We start from the raw sequence: 16,370 nt of genomic DNA on the forward strand, positions 1-16,370 counted from the left end.
TCGCCGAAATCAGCCTGCCTTCATCACCAGGTGCCCCGGCGCGACCTCGTGATAGACCCGTTCGGGGGGTTCGTAGCCATGCGGGCGCACCGGGCTGCGCAACTCGTTCAGCGGAACGCTGCGCAATTCGCCCCGCCGCGAGGGATCGGGGATCGGCACCGCCGCCATCAGGCGCTGCGTATAGGGATGGCGCGGATTGCCGAAGATTTCGGCCCGCGGCCCGATCTCGACGATTTCGCCCAGATACATCACTGCGACGCGGTGGCTCACACGTTCGACTACGGCCATGTCGTGGCTGATGAACAGATAGGAAAGCCCCAGCTTGCGCTGCAATTCCAGCATCATGTTCACCACCTGCGCCTTGATCGAGACATCCAGCGCCGAAACCGATTCGTCTGCGACGATCAGGCTTGGCTCCAGCGCCAGCGCGCGGGCGACGCAGATCCGCTGGCGTTGCCCGCCCGAGAACTCATGCGGCAGCCGGTCGGCCATCTCGGGCTTCAGCCCGACCTGCGCCAGAAGCTCCAGCACCCGTGTCCGGGCGGACTTGCGGTCCAGCAGCCTGTGGACCACCAGCGGCTCGGCAATGGCGGCGCCCACGCTCATGCGCGGGTCGAGACTGGCGAAGGGGTCCTGAAAGATCATCTGCACCCGCCTGCGCATCCGTTTCAGATCCTCGCCGCGAATGCCGGCGATGTCGCGTCCTTCAAGCAGGATGCTGCCTCGGGTCGGTTCGTTCAGCCGCACGATGGCGCGGCCGGTCGAGGATTTGCCGCAACCGGATTCGCCCACCAGCGCCAGCGTCTCGCCGGGCTGGATCGAGAAAGAGACGTTCTCGACCGCGTGGACGCTGCTGCCGGTGGCGCGAAACAACCCTGCCCGCCCGCCGAAGCGGACCGAGAGGTTGCGCACCTCGATCAGCGGTCTTTCGTCCGCGCGCACGGTATCGGGCATCAGCAACTCGGACGGCGGCGTGTCGATCCTGCCGGGCGGCGGGAAACGCATCGGCTGGCCGAAACCGTTCATGGCGCCCAGCCGGGGCACCGCCGAAATCAGCGTCCGGGTATAGGCTTCGCGCGGATCGGCGAAGATCGCCTCGGTGGTTCCGCTCTCGACCGCCTGTCCGCCGTTCATGACGACCATCCGGTCGGCGATCTCGGCCACCACGCCCATGTCGTGAGTGATGAAAAGGACGGCCATCTCCTCTTCGCGCTGAAGCGATCGTATCAACTCCAGGATCTGGGCCTGGATCGTCACGTCCAGTGCCGTCGTCGGCTCATCCGCGATCAGGACCGAGGGTCTGGCGGCGATGGCGGTGGCGATGGCGACGCGCTGCCGCATTCCGCCGGAAAAGAGATGGGGATAGTCGGACGCGCGCCGGGCCGCTTCGGGGATGCGGACCAGATCCAGCATCCGCACGGCCTCCTTGCGCGCGGCGTCCCAGCCCATGCCCTTGTGGCGGACGAAGACCTCGGCGATCTGGTCGCCCACCTTCATCACCGGGTTGAGCGTCGAGAGCGGGTCCTGAAAAATCATCGAGATCCGGTTGCCGCGGATATTCCGCATCTCGGCTTCGGAAAGGCGCAGCAGGTCCCGCCCTTCGAACAGCGCATGGGTTCCGGCGATCTCGGCCGGGGGTTCTGGCAGAAGCCGCATCACGGCCTGGGCCGTGGCCGATTTGCCGCAGCCGGATTCTCCGACCAGGGCAAGGATCTCGCCCCGGCGCAGGTTGAACGACAGGCCGCGCACCGCCGGGATGGACTTGCCGGCGCTGCGGAACGCGATCCGCAGGTCGGCGACGTCTAGAATGGGTTCCTGTGTCATTTATGGGTCCCTTGCGGATTGAGCGCATCGTTCAGCCCGTTGCCGAACAGGCTGAGGCCAAGCACCGCGACGAAGATCGCCATGCCGGGAATGGCTGCCATATACCAGGCCGACCGCAGCGCCTCCTTGCCCGAGCCGATCATGCTGCCCCACGAGATCATGTTGGGATTGCCCAGCCCCAGAAACGAGATCGCCGCCTCCAGCAGGATGGCCTGGGCGGCGATGATCGACGCGGTGACGACCACGATCGAGGTCACGTTCGGGAAAAGGTGGCGGATGATGATGCGCAGGTCGCTCAGCCCCAGCACCTTGAGGGTAAGGAGGAATTCGCTGTTGCGCAGGCGAAGCGTCTCGGCCCGGACAAGCCGGGCGATCTGTGGCCAGCTTGTCATGCCGATGGCCAGCACGATGGCCGGGATCGAGGGCGTAAGCGAGACCATGACGACGATGGTGAAGATCAGCGAGGGCATGGTCTGGAACAGTTCGACCAGACGCATGATCACCACATCGGTGAGACCGCCGAAATAACCCGCGCAAACGCCAAGCGTCATGCCCAGGATCACCGCGATGGCCGTGGCCGCCAGCCCGACGATCAGCGAGACGCGGGCACCGTGGACGATGCCTGCCAGAATGTCGCGGCCCAGGATGTCGGTGCCCAGCGGATGGGCGGGCGACTGGCCGGGCCAGATGAAGGGATCGCCGGTGATCGACAGAGGGCTGGCCGGAAAAAGCAGCCCGGCGCCGAGCGCGGTCAGGATCATCAGGATTATCACCACGAGGCCGAAGACTCCGGCCGGGTTGCGCAGGAAGCGGCGTCTGAAGGCGGGCCATCCGGTCATTTCAGGGTGATCCTCGGGTCCAGGGCGCTGTAGATCATGTCGGTCAGGATATTGGCGATGATCACCAGAAAGGAACTGACGAACAGGATGCCCAGCAGCAGGTTGAGATCGCGCCGGAAGATGGCGTCGAAAGCCAGCCGGCCCATGCCGGGCCAGGCGAATATCGTCTCGATCACGACCGAGCCGCCCAGCATGGCGCCAAGTTGCAGGCCGGTGATGGTGACGATGGGCAAAAGCGCGTTGCGCAGCCCGTGGCGCAGCGTGATCCGCGCCGGATGCAGCCCCTTGGCCTTGGCGAAGCGCATGTAGTCCTGACCGAAGATCTCGATCATCGACGAGCGGGTGATGCGGCTGAAGATCGCCAGGTAATAGACGGAAAGGCTGATCACCGGCAGCACCATGTGATAGGCCACATCGGTGACGAAGGCCCAGCCGGTATGGCCCTGATAGACGTTGTACATGCCGCTGGCGGGGAACCAGCGCAGCGTCAGCGAAAAGGCGACGATCAGCATCAGCGCCAGCCAGAACAGCGGCAGCGCGAAGCCCCAGATCGAGATCACGTTGATCACATTGTCGATCCAGCGCCCGCGCCAGACCGCCGAGATCACGCCGAAGGTCACGCCGACGATCAGCGCCACCACAATTGCGGTGAACATCAAAAGCAGGCTGGCCGGGATCCGTTCGAGGATGATCGGCGCCACATGGCCGTTGTAGCCGACCGAATAGCCGAGGTTGAAGGTGGCCACGTTCTGCACATAGCGCAGAAACTGCATTCCCGTGCTTTGATCGAGCCCGAATTCCTTGCGAAGCATTTCGACGATTTCGGGCGACGCACCGCCGGCCTCTCCGGTCAGCACGTCGACCGCATCGCCCGGCGCCATTTGCAGCAGGAAGAAATTGACCGTCAGGATCAGGAACATCGTCGGCAGAACATGGACCAGACGCCGCAGGACGAATATGCCGGTATTGATCGCGCCGTTCAGGCGCCCGCCGCTGCCGCTCATGGCGCGGGCCTCAAGGCTGGAAGGCGGGCGCGTCCTCGGACGGGTCCGGCGATGCTTGTCTGCATGGTCTCTCTCCCTCTGAATGGCGCTGCGCAAGCGCGCAGGTCGCCGGGAAGTTGTCCCGGCGGCAAGTCTTGGGCAAGTGTCACATCATGATTTCGACCAGATAAGGTCCCTTGCCCGCAAGTCCGGCCCTGATGCCGCGCACGACGTCCTCCACGGTGTCGGCGCGCGACCCTGCCACGCCCATCGAGGCGGCCATGGACACCCAGTCGATGTCCGGGTTGCCCAGATCCATCATGTCCAATGCCTTGCGCCCGGCATTGGCCGCGCCGACATTGGTCAGCTCGCCCTTCAGGATCTGGTAGGCGCGGTTCGAGAACAGAAGCGTGATGACATGCGTTCCCTCGCGCGCCTGCGTCCAAAGCGCCTGCAAGGTGTAGAGCGCGCTGCCATCGGATTCGAGGCAGAAGACCGGGCGGTCGGGGCAGGCGATGGCCGCGCCGATGGTCACGGGAAGGCCGTAGCCGATCGAGCCGCCCAGATTGTGCAGCAGGTCATGCGGCTGCGCCTGCATGGTCGCGTTGAAGAAGGTCCGTCCCGAGGTATTCGATTCGTCCACCAGGATCGCGCCTTCGGGGATCAGCGCCGCCAGCGCCTGTCCCAGCTTTTCCGGCGTGATGGCGCCTTCGGGCAGAGGATGGTCGGCGGCCTCGACCCGCTTGGGCCGGGCCTTCGCCGCGCCGAGTTCGTCGGCAAGCCAGGCCAGCGCCTGTTCGACATCCTCGCCCGGCAGCGCGAGGGCATGGATGCGGCAACCGGGATGGGTCAGCACGCTGGGCTTGCCGGGATAGGCGAAGAAGGCGACCGGAGCCTTGGCGCCGACCAGGATCAGCGTGTCCACCTCCTTCAGCATCGCGATCGAGGGGTCGATCGGGTAGGGCAGCCGCTCGACCGGCACGCGGCCCACCCCGCGCTCCATCCGCTTGTTGAAGGTCTGGGAAATAAGCCTTGCGCCGGTGGCGTCGGCGATGCGGCCGGCATTCTCCAGCGCCTCGCCGCGCAAGGCGGGGTCGGTCAGAAACAGCGCCGTCCGCCCGCCGCCGCGCAAGAGCGCGACCGCCTCGTCCACGGCTGCCTGCGACGTCTGGCGCGGCGCGGCCACGTCGGGGACGGGGACATGGCCGCCGTCGGGCAGGCTCGTCACCTCGGTCCAGGCGGTATCGGCGGGCAGGATCAGCGTGGCGATCTTGCCGGGCTTGACCTGCGCCGCCGCGATGGCATCGGCGCCGTCGCGGGCGACATGTTCGGCTGAAGACGAGGTGCGGACCCAATGCGAAAACGGGCGGGCCGCCCCTTCGATGTCCGACGTCAGCGGCGCGTCGTAGCTGCGGTGATAGGTGGCATGGTCTCCGACGATATTGACCATCGAGGTGCCGGCGCGAAGGGCGTTGTGCATATTGGCAAGCCCGTTGGCGAGGCCCGGCCCAAGATGCAGCAGGGTCGATGCCGGCCTGTCCGCCATCCGGGCGAAACCGTCCGCCGCGCCTGTCGCCACGCCCTCGAAAAGGGCCAGCACGCAACGCATACCTTCAACCTTGTCGAGCGCGGCGACGAAATGCATTTCCGAAGTGCCGGGGTTGGCGAAACAGACGTCCACCTTTCCCTCGACCAGGGTTCTCACCAGACTTTCGGCGCCGTTCATCATATTCCTCCTGAGACAATCCTGCCGTCATTGCGGACCCAACCGGGCGAGGCAATCGGTTCCGCAATGGTTCGGTTCCGGGATCGCATCGGGCAATTGAAAATTCTTTCCTTGCCACGGAAAGGAATTTTCCCGTGGCTTGGACGGAATGAAATATCGTTCAATTACAGATAGTTGATCCGGGTCATTCCCCTGCCGGATGTCGCGTCAAAATTAATTTTCGCGACTGCGAAAGATAACTCAATTCCCCTCGCGATCATCGTCCTGTTTGCTGGCAACGAGAAGGCTCCCGCTTGCCGCGCCGCGTCTGGAACGTCCGGGCCAAGGGCGGGACCCGCATCGAATTCGCCCGGTCCGCAAGCCGGAAGCCGGGCGGCATCAGCCAAGGAGGAATCCCGTGTTCAATCCCGAAGCCGCGCTTCAGCGCGACGATATCCAGGAGCTTGAGCGGCTCGCCATCGAGGAGTTCCGCCCGCGGGGACGCGGCTATGACGCCGAATGCTCCATGCCGGTCGAGAACATGCAGGCGCTGTTCGAACGCGGCTGGCTGGCCACCACCCTGCCGCGCGAGATGGGGGGCAAGGGCAGCAATCTGGACAGCGACGATCCGGCCACCTACTTGCAGGCGATCCGGGTGCTGGCCCGAGGTTGCCCCGGCACGGCGCATAATTTCCAGGTGCATAACCATGCCGCCTGGGTGCTGAACTCGGTCGCCACGCCCGAGCAGCGCGAACTCTTCCTGAAACCCGTTTTCGAGCGGCCCTTCCTGGGCACTCTGGTGGGCAGCGAAGCGCGGCGCAAGCACATGTATCAGTTGAACACCTCGGCGCGGCGGACCGAAGGCGGCTGGATCGTCCACGGCGAAAAGAACTATGCCACCAATGCGATGGAGCAGCTTGGCTTCGGCATCATCTTCGTCACCATCGAGGGGGCGACCGATTATTTCGACAGCCATCTGATGGTCGTGGTCGATCACGACATGGAAGGTGTCAGCATCGACACCGAATGGTATCGCCCCGCCGGAATGCGGGCCTGCCCCAGCCCGGTGATCACGCTCGACAATGTTTTCGTGCCCGACAGCCACGTCCTCGGCAAGCCCGGCAGCTATCCGCGCGACCGCTGGCAGGGGCGGTTCCATCTGGGCTTCACCGCCAATTACCTCGGCACTTCCGAGGGGATGTATGACTGGTTTCTCGACTATATGCGGCAGAAGGGTCGGGGGAAGGATCCCGTCCTGCAATTGCGGGTGGGCGAGATGAAGGTCGCGCTAGACGCCGCGCGGGCGCTGTTCCACCGCGCCATCATCGCCTGGACCGAGGGCGATGTGGTCAAGGCCGAACTGACGTCGATGGCGGCGAAATCCACCGCGGCCCATACCGCGTTCGACCTGTCGCACAAGATCATCCATTGCGCCGGCTCGACCGCGCTTTTCGATGAATTCCCGCTCAGCCGCTACATCCGCGACCTTGAAACCCATGTGCTGCACGCGGGCCATGACCGGACGGCGCAGATCCTGGGGCAATCCGAACTGGGCGAAACCTTCGATTCCACGCTGCAACGCTGAGAAAGGACAAGACGATGACCGAGGTCCACGACCGCACCACCACCGTTCTGGCCCGTGCCGGGGTGATCCGCATTTCCTTCGGCGACCCGAAAGCGCCCGCCGGGAAGGTCGAACTTTCGGCCGAGGCCGCCGAGCAACTGGCGCAGGACATCCAGCGCGTTCTTTCCGGGCTGGGCCACAACCCGGCAGCGCCCTGAGGTCCGACGATGCAGCACGAAACCCCGCTTTTCATCGGTGGCGAATGGGTCGAGGCATCCTCGGGCGCGCGGCTCGCGGTCGAAAACCCCGCCACGGGCGAAACGATCGGCTGGGTCGCCTGCGCGGATGTTGCCGATCTGGACCGGGCGCTTGATGCCGCCGCGCGGGGCTTTGCCGAATGGCGCATCACCGGCGCCTTCGACCGGGCGGCGCTTTTGCGCAGGGCGGCGGACCTTCTGCGCGACAGGGCCGAGGCCATCGCCCCGGTCATGACCCGCGAGCAGGGCAAGCCGCTGGCCGAAGCCCTGGGCGAGGTCAGGGGCGCCGCCGATATGCTGGACTGGCTGGCCGAGGAAGCGCGCCGCAGCTATGGCCGGATCGTTCCGGCCCGGTCGGCGGGTATCGACCAGCATGTGATCCGCGATGCGATAGGGCCGGTCGCGGCCTTCACGCCCTGGAACTTTCCGATCAACCAGGCGGTGCGCAAGCTTGGCGCGGCCATCGCCACAGGCTGCTCGATCATCCTCAAGGGGCCGGAAGAGACGCCTGCGAGTGTTGCCGCCCTGGTCCGCGCTTTGTCCGACGCCGGGTTGCCGCCGGGCGTGGTCAATCTGGTCTTCGGACGCCCGGCCGAGATTTCGGCCCATCTGATTGCCCATCCCGTGATCCGCAAGGTGTCGTTCACCGGCTCGACCCCCGTCGGGCGTCAGCTTGCGGCGCTGGCGGGCAGGCATCTCAAGCGGATCACGCTGGAACTTGGCGGCCATGCGCCGGTGATCGTCGCCGCCGATGCGGATCTGGACCGGGCGGCGGCGGTGATGGCGGCCTCGAAATTCCGCAATGCGGGCCAGATCTGCATCGCGCCCACCCGTTTCCTGGTCGAGGACGATGTGCATGACGCTTTCGTCTCGCGGCTGGTCGCGCAGGCCGAGGCCATTCGCGTGGGCGACGGGCTGGAGCCGGCCACGACGATGGGGCCGCTGGCGAACGAACGGCGGTTTCAGGCGGTCGAACGGCTGGTCGCGGATGCCCTTGCCCGTGGAGCGGAACTGCGCACGGGCGGCGGGCGCGTCGGCAATACCGGCAGCTTCTTTCAGCCGACGGTGCTGACCGGCATGACGCCCGACATGGCGGCGATGAACGAAGAGCCTTTCGGCCCCCTGGCGCTGGTCAGCCGCGTGGCCTGCCTCGACGATGCCGTGGCCGAGGCGAACCGTCTGGATTACGGGCTCGCGGCCTATGCCTTCACCGGCTCGGCCCGCAGCATGGCCGAACTGCGAAACCGGGTCGAGGCGGGCATGCTGTCGATCAACCATCAGGGCCTTGCGCTGCCCGAACTTCCCTTTGGCGGGATCAAGGATTCCGGTCAGGGATCTGAGGGCGGCAGCGAAGTGCTGGAGGCCTATCTGAACATCCGCACGATCACCCAAACCACCCTTTGAAGGAGAGCAGCCATGAGCGGTTTTGAAGCGGTCGTCATCGAGGAGAGCAATGGAGAGCGGCGGGTCTCGCTGCGCGAACTGACCGAGGCCGATCTCATGGAAGGGGATGTGACCGTCCGTGTCAGCCATTCCGGGCTGAACTACAAGGACGGGCTGGCCCTGACCGGCAAGGCGCCGGTGGTCAGACGCTTTCCGATGGTGCCGGGGATCGATCTGGCGGGCGTCGTCGAGACCAGCACCGATCCGCGTTACAAGCCCGGCGATGCGGTGATCCTGAACGGTTGGGGCACGGGCGAAACCCATCTTGGGGCCTGGGCTGCATTGTCTCGGGTGAAGGGCGACTGGCTCATCCCGCTGCCGAAGGGCCTGAGTCCTGCCGAGGCGATGGCCATCGGGACGGCGGGCTATACCGCCATGCTGTGCTTTTTGGCGCTGGAGCATCACGGACTCGAACCGGCAGACGGGCAGCCGGTCGTGGTGTCGGGGGCGGCAGGGGGCGTGGGCTCTGTCGCGGTGGCGCTGTTGGCGCGGGCGGGCTGTCGCGTGACCGCAGTCACTGGCCGCGAGACCGAAGCCGACTATCTGAAGGCCCTTGGCGCGGTCGAAGTCATCTCTCGCGAGGAACTGGCGGGAAAGCCGCGCGCGTTGGGCAAGGAGCGTTGGGCGGCGGGCGTGGATTGCGTGGGTTCGACCACCCTTGCCAACATGCTGTCGATGATCCGCTACGGCGGCGCGGTGGCGGCCTGCGGCCTTGCGGGCGGCATGGACCTGCCTGTGACCGTCGCCCCTTTCATCCTGCGTGGCGTCACCTTGGCGGGCGTCGATTCCGTCATGGCGCCCCGCGCGCGCCGCATTGCCGCTTGGGACCGGCTGGCCCGCGATCTGGATCGCGCGGCGCTGGCCCGGATGACCCGCGAGGTGCCGCTGCGCGAGGTCATGGAACTGGGAGAAGAGATCATTGCCGGGCGCATCCGCGGCCGGGTGGTTGTCAATGTCGCCGGGCTTTGACCCGGCCCGAGATCGTCCCCTGAAAAGGAACCTGTGAAATGACCGAGACCAGACCGAGCCGCCACGATTTCCGCAAAAGGCTGAAGGCGCGGGAATCCCTGTTGGGCGCCTTCTGCCCGGCCCCTTCGCCCGAACTGGTCGAGGTCGCGGCCTTTGCCGGATTCGATTTCGTCGTGATCGATGCCGAGCATGGCCCGATCGGCATCGGCGACATCGTTCACATGATCCGCGCCGGCCATTCCGCGGGAATCGCGGTCATGGTGCGCGTGCCGTCCATGACGCCGGATTTCGTGCTGCGGTCGCTGGACGCCGGGGCGGACGGGCTGATCATTCCGCAAATCGAGACCCCGCAGGAAGCGGCTGCCGTGGTCGACGCGCTGCACTACCCGCCCGCCGGCAACCGTGGCCTGGCATTCTACACCCGCACGCATCGCTTCATGAAGGATACCGGCCCGGCCGCGATGAAGGCCGCCGACGAGCGCGTGGTGACCGGCGTGCTGATCGAAACCCCCAGGGGCGTGGACAATGCCATCGCCATCGCCTCGACCCCCGGCGTGGATCTGGTGCTTATGGGGCCAAGCGATCTTTCGGCCAATATCGGCTTTGGACCCGATACCGAGAGCCGGGTGGACGAGGCGGTGACCCGTGTGGCCGAGGCCGGGCGGCAGTTCGGGGTGGCGACGTCGATCGCCGCGCAGTCGCCCGATGCCGCGCGCGCCTATTTCGAACGCGGATATTCCATCGTGGTGACCGGCCTCCTGCCGCCGCTGCTGCGGGTCTCCAGCGATTTCGTCAGCAAGGCGCGTGCCGCGCTGGTCCCGGCGGCGCAGGATTGACACGGACGGAGGTGGGCGAATGAACGAAAACCGTTGCGAATCCCTGTCGTCGGATCGCGAAACCATCGGCTATCCCTCGATAGATCTGGCCGCCTTCAAGGCCGCCATGCGCAACCTTTCGGCCGGGGTGACCATTGTCAGCACCGGCCAGGGCGCGCAACGCCGTGGATTGACCGTCTCTGCCGCCTGTTCGCTCAGCGGCGAGCCGCCCTCGGTGCTGGTCTGCCTCAACACCGCTTCCGAAGCGGTGGAGACGGCGACATTGACCGGCAGCTTCGCGGTCAACTTCCTTGGCTTCGACCAGCTTGATCTGGCGCTGCGCTTTGCCGGTCATGGCGGTGCCCGCCACGAGGCCAAATTCGACATGGGATCGTGGACCCGTCTCAGCACCGGCGCGCCGGTGCTGGCAAACGCGCTTTGTTCGGTGGATTGCGAATTGGCCGAGGCGATTCCCTTCGGCAGCCACATGATCCTGATCGGCAGGATCGTCGATACCGTTCGCCGCGTCGAAGGCGAACCCCTGATGTATTTCCGCGGCCAGTTCGCCCAGATTCTACCGAAGGACTTTCTCGACGGTTATGTCGAGAGCGGTTTCGAAGCATGACTTCCCGGCTCGGAAGAATATTTCAAAATTACTGGCTCCGGGGAAATATTGCACCAGCACGATCATGTTATTTGGATTGTAATTTCCTTTGAGTTTGCGTTTGGTGAAGCTATGGTCATGGCATATTGAGAAGACGATGGGGTTACGGCGATGGCTGTGCGTTTGCCTCCGTTAACATCCGTGCGCGCATTCGAGGCGGCTGCGCGCAATTGCAGCATGACCCATGCGGCGAACGAACTCTGCGTCACCCCTGCCGCCGTGACCCATCAGGTGCGCGCGCTTGAACGCTGGCTCGGGGTCAAGCTCTTTCATCGAACCGGCTCGGCGCTGAAGCTGACCTCGGCTGGCCAGACGTTCTTCATAGGCGCGAGCCGGGGCATCGACTCGATCGCCTCGGCGACCGAACAGGTCTGCGCCCCCGCCGCCGCAAAGCAACTGGCGATCAGCGCGCCGCCCTCTTTCGCGGCGCAATGGCTGGTGCCGCGACTGTCCTCTTTCCAAAGCGCATACAATACGCCGATCTCGGTTTCGATCCGGGTGCCATCGCCCGAAACGCATTGGCGGCGCGACGATATCGGCATTGTTTCGGGCACGCCGACGCCGGATTTCCTGATCCGCCGACCGCTGTTCAAATACAACATCATTGCTGTCTGCCACCCGCGTCTGATGCAGGGGCCGAACGCCATCCGCAGCATCAACGACCTGCGCCACCAGCAGTTGCTGAACGACGAGAGCCTGAACGGCACCGACAACGTAAGCTGGGAAAGCTGGCTGGCGCGCGCGGGGGCGGATTCCTTCGATGTCAGCGGCGGCATCCGCTTCAACAACGCCTTTGCCGCCTATCGTTTCGCGGCGGATGGGCACGGCGTGGTGCTGGCCAAGGATCTTCTGGTGCAGAACGAATTGCGCGATGGCAGGCTGATAAATCCATTCAATGTCTCGGTGCCGTCGCTGCATACTTATGATTTCGTCTGCTCTTATGAGAAGGCGAAATCAAAGCCGGTTTCGCAATTCTGGGACTGGTTGGTGTCCGAAGCAAGAAGCGATGATCTGGAACTGGCCGAAGGCGTCTGCGCCTGAAGCGTTATTCACGGCGAATGATCCGAAACTGCCAGCATACGGATATGGCAAGCGCCGCCCAATTCTGGAACTGAAAAAGTAATTTGTCCGGTCGATGCGATAATTCAATAGAAAATTCGAAGGTTCTTTCGCAAGATTGCCGCATTCCCGCATAAGCAGTGGAGAGTGGTATGCATGTCGGATTGACCGATGAAGAAGAAAGCCTGCGCCGCCGGGCGGAAGAGCTGTCCCGCAACATGATCGCACCGCGCGCGGCCGAGGTGGACCGCAGCGAGGCTTATCCCTGGAACAACGTCCACGATCTGACCGAGGCCGGCTTCATGGGCATGACCGTTTCGAAGCAATACGGTGGGCAGGGACGCTCTTTCCTTGACGCGGTTCTGGTCGTCGAGGAAATGGCCAAGTCTTGCACCGTCACGGCCCGGATCGTGGTCGAGGCGAATATGGGCGCCATCTCGGCGATCATGGCCTATGGCAGCGAAGAGCAGAAGAAGCTGGCTGCCGGGCTGGTGCTGGCCGGGGACAAGCCCGCGATCTGCATTACCGAGCCGGATGCGGGCAGCGATGCGCTGGCGCTGAAGACACGGGCCGACCGGCGCGGCAACGGCTATGTGTTGAACGGGGGCAAGCACTGGATAACCGGGGCGGGGGTCTCGCGGCTGCATCTGATCTTTGCCCGCGTTTTCGACGAGACGGGTCAGGATCTGGGCGTGGGCGGCTTCATCGCCCTGCGCGACGAGGACGAGGGGCTGAAGATGGTCCACCGCGAGCCGACCATGGGGCTGCGCGGCATCCCCGAAGGCGAGTTGGCCTTCGAGGATCTGGTGCTGCCCGCCGACCGGCTGGTCATGCCTCCGGGCGGGCTGGCCAAGGGGTTCACCGCGCTGATCAATGCCTACAACAGCCAGCGGGTCGGCGCGGGCACCGTGGCGATGGGGGTCGCGGCAGGGGCGCTGGATCACGCCATCGCCTGGGTGCGCGAGCGCGAGCAGTTCGGACGCCCGATCGGCGAGTTCCAGGGCATCCAGTGGATGCTGGCCGACATGCAGACCCAACTCAGCGCCTCGCGGCTGATGCTGCATGCGGCGGCGCGCTCGAACGGGCCGGATGGCAGCCCCTTCCCCGATCCGATGCTGGCGGCGCAGGCCAAGATCCACGCATCCGAGGCGGCGATCCGCATCGTCAACGATGCGCTGCAGATGTATGGTGCGCGCGGCTATTCGCGAAACCTGCCGCTGGAACGCATGGCGCGCGACGTGCGGATGTTCACCATCGGCGGCGGCACGGCGCAGGTGCTGCGAACGCTGGTCGCCTCGCGGATGCTTGGTTGGAAACTGCCGCAGACCCGCGACGGCTATCTGTCGAAGGCGGGGCAGGGTCGTGACTGAGTTGCCGCCGCCTGTCGGGGCGCTTTCGGGGCTGCGGGTGCTGGATCTGTCGCGAATCCTCGCCGGGCCGACCTGCACGCAGATCCTGGGCGATCTGGGGGCCGAGGTTCTCAAGATCGAACGCCCCGGCGCGGGTGACGATACGCGCAAATGGGGCCCGCCTTTCGTCACGGGCCGCGACGGCGGCCCGACGCGGGAATCCGCCTATTATCTTTCGGCCAACCGCAACAAGCGGTCGATTGCGCTGGACTTCACCCAACCCGAGGGCAAGGCCCTGCTGCTGCACCTGCTGGAAGGCTGCGATATTCTGGTCGAGAACTTCAAGACCGGCGGGCTTGCCCGTCACGGGCTGGATTACGAGAGCCTGCGCAAAAGCCATCCCCGGCTGATCTACTGCTCGATCACCGGTTTCGGCCAGACCGGGCCGTATCGTGCCCGTGCGGGCTACGACTATCTCGCGCAGGCTATGGGCGGGGTGATGAGCATCACCGGCGCCCCCGACGGGCCGCCGATGAAGGTCGGTGTCGGGATCGCGGATGTCACCACCGGATTATATGCGACCATCGGCATTCTGGCTGCCCTGCGTCGGCGCGATGTGACGGGCGAGGGGCAGCAGGTGGATGTCTGCCTGCTCGACACGCAAGTGTCGTGGCTGATCAACGAGGCGACGAATTACCTCGTTTCGGGCGAACGTCCGGTGCGGCGCGGCAACGATCATCCGAATATCGTGCCCTACCGGGTCTATGCCACGCTGGACGGGCATATCGTGCTGGCCGTGGGCAACGACAGCCAGTTCCAGGCCTGGGCAAGACTGGCAGGGAGAGAGGATCTGGCCCAGGACCCTGCCTTCGCGACCAATCCCGCCAGGGTGCGGAACCGCGATCTCGTCAACGAGACGGTGGCCCGGATCATGGCGACCCGCAGTTCCGCCGAATGGCTGGCGGCGCTTGAGGCCGCAGGGGTTCCGGCGGGTCCGGTGAACAATATCGACGAGGTTTTCGCCGATCCTCAGGTGCTGGCGCGGGGGATGCGCATCTCGATGCCCTATGATCATTCGCAGAGCGGCACGGTGGAACTGGTCGGCAGCCCGCTGAAGCTGAGTGCGACCCCGGTCAGCTATCGCCATCCGCCGCCTGTCGCGGGCGAGCATACCGACGAAATCCTTGCTTCGGTGGCGGGGGTGAGCGAGGAGATGCTTGACGACTTGCGCGCCAGAGGCGTCATCGGATGAATGGAAAAGGCCCGGAACATCGGCTCCGGGCCTTTTTCTGCTTGCGGCCGGCCTATTCGGGTGAAAGCCAGACATCCGCGAGGCTGCCCTTGATCCCTTCCGAAAACAGCGCATCGTCATGCACGCGGGCATTGACGATCGTCACCTGTTTCGGCGCGACCAGCGGTATCTGCGGCAGGTCGCGCTGCACCACGCGCTGGAAATCGTCATAGATCTGCTTGCGCTTGGCGGGGTCCATCTCTGCCGCGCCGGCCTCCATCAGCGCATCGGCCTCGGGGCTGGAATAATGCGCGCCGTTCGAGAAGGAGACGCCGGGCTGGAAGGCGTCGGTCGCATAAAGCCGATGGGTGCCGATCACCGGATCGGGACCGACGGCGATCAGGTAGTTGATCGTGTCGAAATCGCGCTCGGTATAGACCCGGCGCAGATAGCTGGCATAGTCCTGCGCGCGGATCGTCATCCTGACGCCGATCCGCGAAAGCGCATCGCGGATATATTCCGCCATCCGGGGATATTGCTCGCCATAGGGCAGGAAGTCGTGGGTGAACTCGAAGCGGATTCCGTTGGAATCGGGCGTCAGCCCGGCTTCGTCCAGAAGCTGCATGGCGCGTTCGGGATCGAAGGGATAGGTCGGCACGTCGTCGGTGTGGAAATCGCCCATGTCGCGCGGGAAGGGGCTGTCGGCCGCCTCGCCGTAGCCATACCAGACGTTGCGGGCCAGAAAGTCGCGGTCGATCGCATGGGCGAAGGCCTGCCGCACCCGCACGTCCTGAAACACCGGCCGGTCCAGGTTGAACAGGAAGAAGGTGTTCTGGCCGATGTAATTGTATCCCCTGGTCTCGATCCGTAGCATCGGATCATGGGACAGCCGTTCGAGGTCGCTGCCCGGCACACCGGTTTCGCCAAGCAGGTGGACGTCGCCCGCCTCAAGTGCTGCGACGCGGCTGGCGGCATCGGGCAGGAAGCGGAAAAAGACCCTGTCCACATAGGGCTTGCCCTTGTCCCAATAGTCGTCGAACCGTTCGAGTTGCATGTAGTTGCCCCGGTTCCATTCGACCATGCGGAACGGGCCGGTGCCGATGGGATCGGTATTGTGCGGATTGTTCATCACATCGGTTCCCTCATAGAGGTGGCGCGGCACGAGCTGCGCCAGATGCGAAGTCAGGCCGTTCAGGATATGGGGCGCGGGTTTGGCAAGCGTCCAGACCGAAGTATGGTCGTCGGGCGAATCCACCGCGATCACATCCGCGAAGATCTGCTTGCCCCGGCTGTTGAGAACCTTCCACACCTCCAGCAGCGAATAGGCGACGTCGGCGGCGGTGAAGGGTGTGCCGTCATGCCATTTCGCCTCAGACTGAAGATGGAAGGTGATCGTCAGCCCGTCGGGCGAGACTTCCCAGGATTTCGCAAGTTGCGGCACGGGTTTCAGGTCGTTGTCATAGGCCAGCAGCCCGTCGAATATCTTGGGCGAGACGTTGTTCGTCGCCCCACCGCCGCCCAAGGCAGCGGTCAATATGCTGGGTTCGGGATACTGACCGATGACCAGCACGCCGCCGCGGGTCTTTTCCTGCGCTTGCGCAAGGGCCATGTCGAAGGGCAGAAATCCGCTGGCAGTCAACGCAAGACCGCCTTGAAGGATGCTTCTTC

14 protein-coding genes are annotated in these 16,370 nt (G+C 64.9%); 9 read left to right on the forward strand and 5 right to left on the reverse strand.

Annotated features, from left to right (window positions below):
* Positions 1–9: 9 nt before the first annotated feature.
* From Q0O97_RS01415 to Q0O97_RS01430, 4 genes are all read right to left on the reverse strand, one after another.
* On the reverse strand, positions 10–1,824 hold the full coding sequence (locus tag Q0O97_RS01415; RefSeq protein ID WP_294923747.1) for an ABC transporter ATP-binding protein: 1,815 nt from the start codon (positions 1,822–1,824) through the stop codon (positions 10–12).
* Positions 1,821–2,663: an ABC transporter permease gene (locus Q0O97_RS01420; RefSeq protein WP_294923750.1), complete on the reverse strand. Its 843-nt coding sequence runs from the start codon at positions 2,661–2,663 to the stop codon at positions 1,821–1,823. Before Q0O97_RS01420 ends, Q0O97_RS01415 begins: the two co-directional genes overlap by 4 nt.
* Positions 2,660–3,667, reverse strand: coding sequence for an ABC transporter permease (locus tag Q0O97_RS01425; protein WP_294923752.1), 1,008 nt, complete (start codon positions 3,665–3,667; stop codon positions 2,660–2,662). The genes Q0O97_RS01420 and Q0O97_RS01425 overlap by 4 nt, the downstream gene beginning before the upstream one ends.
* Positions 3,668–3,812: 145 nt before the next feature.
* A complete protein-coding gene (locus Q0O97_RS01430) occupies positions 3,813–5,372 on the reverse strand; it encodes an acetolactate synthase large subunit (protein WP_294923755.1) in 1,560 nt (519 codons plus the stop codon).
* A gap of 397 nt (positions 5,373–5,769) precedes the next feature.
* On the opposite strand from Q0O97_RS01430, the gene Q0O97_RS01435 reads away from it, so the two are divergent.
* The 9 genes from Q0O97_RS01435 to Q0O97_RS01475 all read left to right on the forward strand — a co-directional run bounded on the left by Q0O97_RS01435 (position 5,770) and on the right by Q0O97_RS01475 (position 14,723).
* A complete protein-coding gene (locus Q0O97_RS01435) occupies positions 5,770–6,936 on the forward strand; it encodes an acyl-CoA dehydrogenase family protein (RefSeq protein WP_294923759.1) in 1,167 nt (388 codons plus the stop codon).
* Positions 6,937–6,950: 14 nt separating this feature from the next.
* Positions 6,951–7,133, forward strand: coding sequence for a hypothetical protein (locus Q0O97_RS01440; RefSeq protein WP_294923762.1), 183 nt, complete (start codon positions 6,951–6,953; stop codon positions 7,131–7,133).
* Between the two features lie 9 nt (positions 7,134–7,142).
* Complete coding sequence (locus Q0O97_RS01445; RefSeq protein ID WP_294923765.1) at positions 7,143–8,576, forward strand: NAD-dependent succinate-semialdehyde dehydrogenase; 1,434 nt, start codon at positions 7,143–7,145, stop codon at positions 8,574–8,576.
* Between the two features lie 12 nt (positions 8,577–8,588).
* The gene (locus Q0O97_RS01450) at positions 8,589–9,584 is read left to right on the forward strand and encodes an MDR family oxidoreductase (protein ID WP_294923768.1); all 996 of its coding nucleotides are present in this window, start codon (positions 8,589–8,591) and stop codon (positions 9,582–9,584) included.
* Between the two features lie 38 nt (positions 9,585–9,622).
* Positions 9,623–10,420 (forward strand): aldolase/citrate lyase family protein, encoded by a 798-nt coding sequence (locus Q0O97_RS01455; protein WP_294923771.1) that lies wholly within the window; start codon positions 9,623–9,625, stop codon positions 10,418–10,420.
* Between the two features lie 19 nt (positions 10,421–10,439).
* Positions 10,440–11,024: a flavin reductase family protein gene (locus tag Q0O97_RS01460; RefSeq protein ID WP_294923774.1), complete on the forward strand. Its 585-nt coding sequence runs from the start codon at positions 10,440–10,442 to the stop codon at positions 11,022–11,024.
* 150 nt (positions 11,025–11,174) lie between these two features.
* Entirely contained in the window at positions 11,175–12,104 is a 930-nt protein-coding gene (locus tag Q0O97_RS01465) for a LysR substrate-binding domain-containing protein (RefSeq protein WP_294923778.1), read from the forward strand.
* A 182-nt stretch (positions 12,105–12,286) separates the two neighbouring features.
* Entirely contained in the window at positions 12,287–13,492 is a 1,206-nt protein-coding gene (gene acdA, locus Q0O97_RS01470; protein WP_294923781.1) for a 3-sulfinopropanoyl-CoA desulfinase, read from the forward strand.
* Complete coding sequence (locus Q0O97_RS01475; RefSeq protein WP_294923784.1) at positions 13,485–14,723, forward strand: CaiB/BaiF CoA-transferase family protein; 1,239 nt, start codon at positions 13,485–13,487, stop codon at positions 14,721–14,723. The genes acdA and Q0O97_RS01475 overlap by 8 nt, the downstream gene beginning before the upstream one ends.
* A 52-nt stretch (positions 14,724–14,775) precedes the next feature.
* Here the strand turns inward: Q0O97_RS01475 and Q0O97_RS01480 are convergent, their stop codons facing one another.
* Positions 14,776–16,341, reverse strand: a complete 1,566-nt coding sequence (locus Q0O97_RS01480; protein WP_294923787.1) for an ABC transporter substrate-binding protein — start codon at positions 16,339–16,341, stop codon at positions 14,776–14,778.
* Between the last annotated feature and the right edge of the window lie 29 nt (positions 16,342–16,370).

The organism is uncultured Paracoccus sp. (assembly GCF_945915435.1).
GTDB lineage: Bacteria > Pseudomonadota > Alphaproteobacteria > Rhodobacterales > Rhodobacteraceae > Paracoccus.

Bases quoted from the DNA above. Each gene is read 5' to 3' on its own strand.
- Q0O97_RS01415 (WP_294923747.1), bottom strand. From the start codon at position 1,824: ATGACACAGGAACCCATTCTAGACGTCGCCGACCTGCGGATCGCGTTC.
- Q0O97_RS01420 (WP_294923750.1), bottom strand. From the start codon at position 2,663: ATGACCGGATGGCCCGCCTTCAGACGCCGCTTCCTGCGCAACCCGGCC.
- Q0O97_RS01425 (WP_294923752.1), bottom strand. From the start codon at position 3,667: ATGAGCGGCAGCGGCGGGCGCCTGAACGGCGCGATCAATACCGGCATA.
- Q0O97_RS01430 (WP_294923755.1), bottom strand. From the start codon at position 5,372: ATGAACGGCGCCGAAAGTCTGGTGAGAACCCTGGTCGAGGGAAAGGTG.
- Q0O97_RS01440 (WP_294923762.1), top strand. From the start codon at position 6,951: ATGACCGAGGTCCACGACCGCACCACCACCGTTCTGGCCCGTGCCGGG.
- Q0O97_RS01445 (WP_294923765.1), top strand. From the start codon at position 7,143: ATGCAGCACGAAACCCCGCTTTTCATCGGTGGCGAATGGGTCGAGGCA.
- Q0O97_RS01450 (WP_294923768.1), top strand. From the start codon at position 8,589: ATGAGCGGTTTTGAAGCGGTCGTCATCGAGGAGAGCAATGGAGAGCGG.
- Q0O97_RS01455 (WP_294923771.1), top strand. From the start codon at position 9,623: ATGACCGAGACCAGACCGAGCCGCCACGATTTCCGCAAAAGGCTGAAG.
- Q0O97_RS01460 (WP_294923774.1), top strand. From the start codon at position 10,440: ATGAACGAAAACCGTTGCGAATCCCTGTCGTCGGATCGCGAAACCATC.
- Q0O97_RS01465 (WP_294923778.1), top strand. From the start codon at position 11,175: ATGGCTGTGCGTTTGCCTCCGTTAACATCCGTGCGCGCATTCGAGGCG.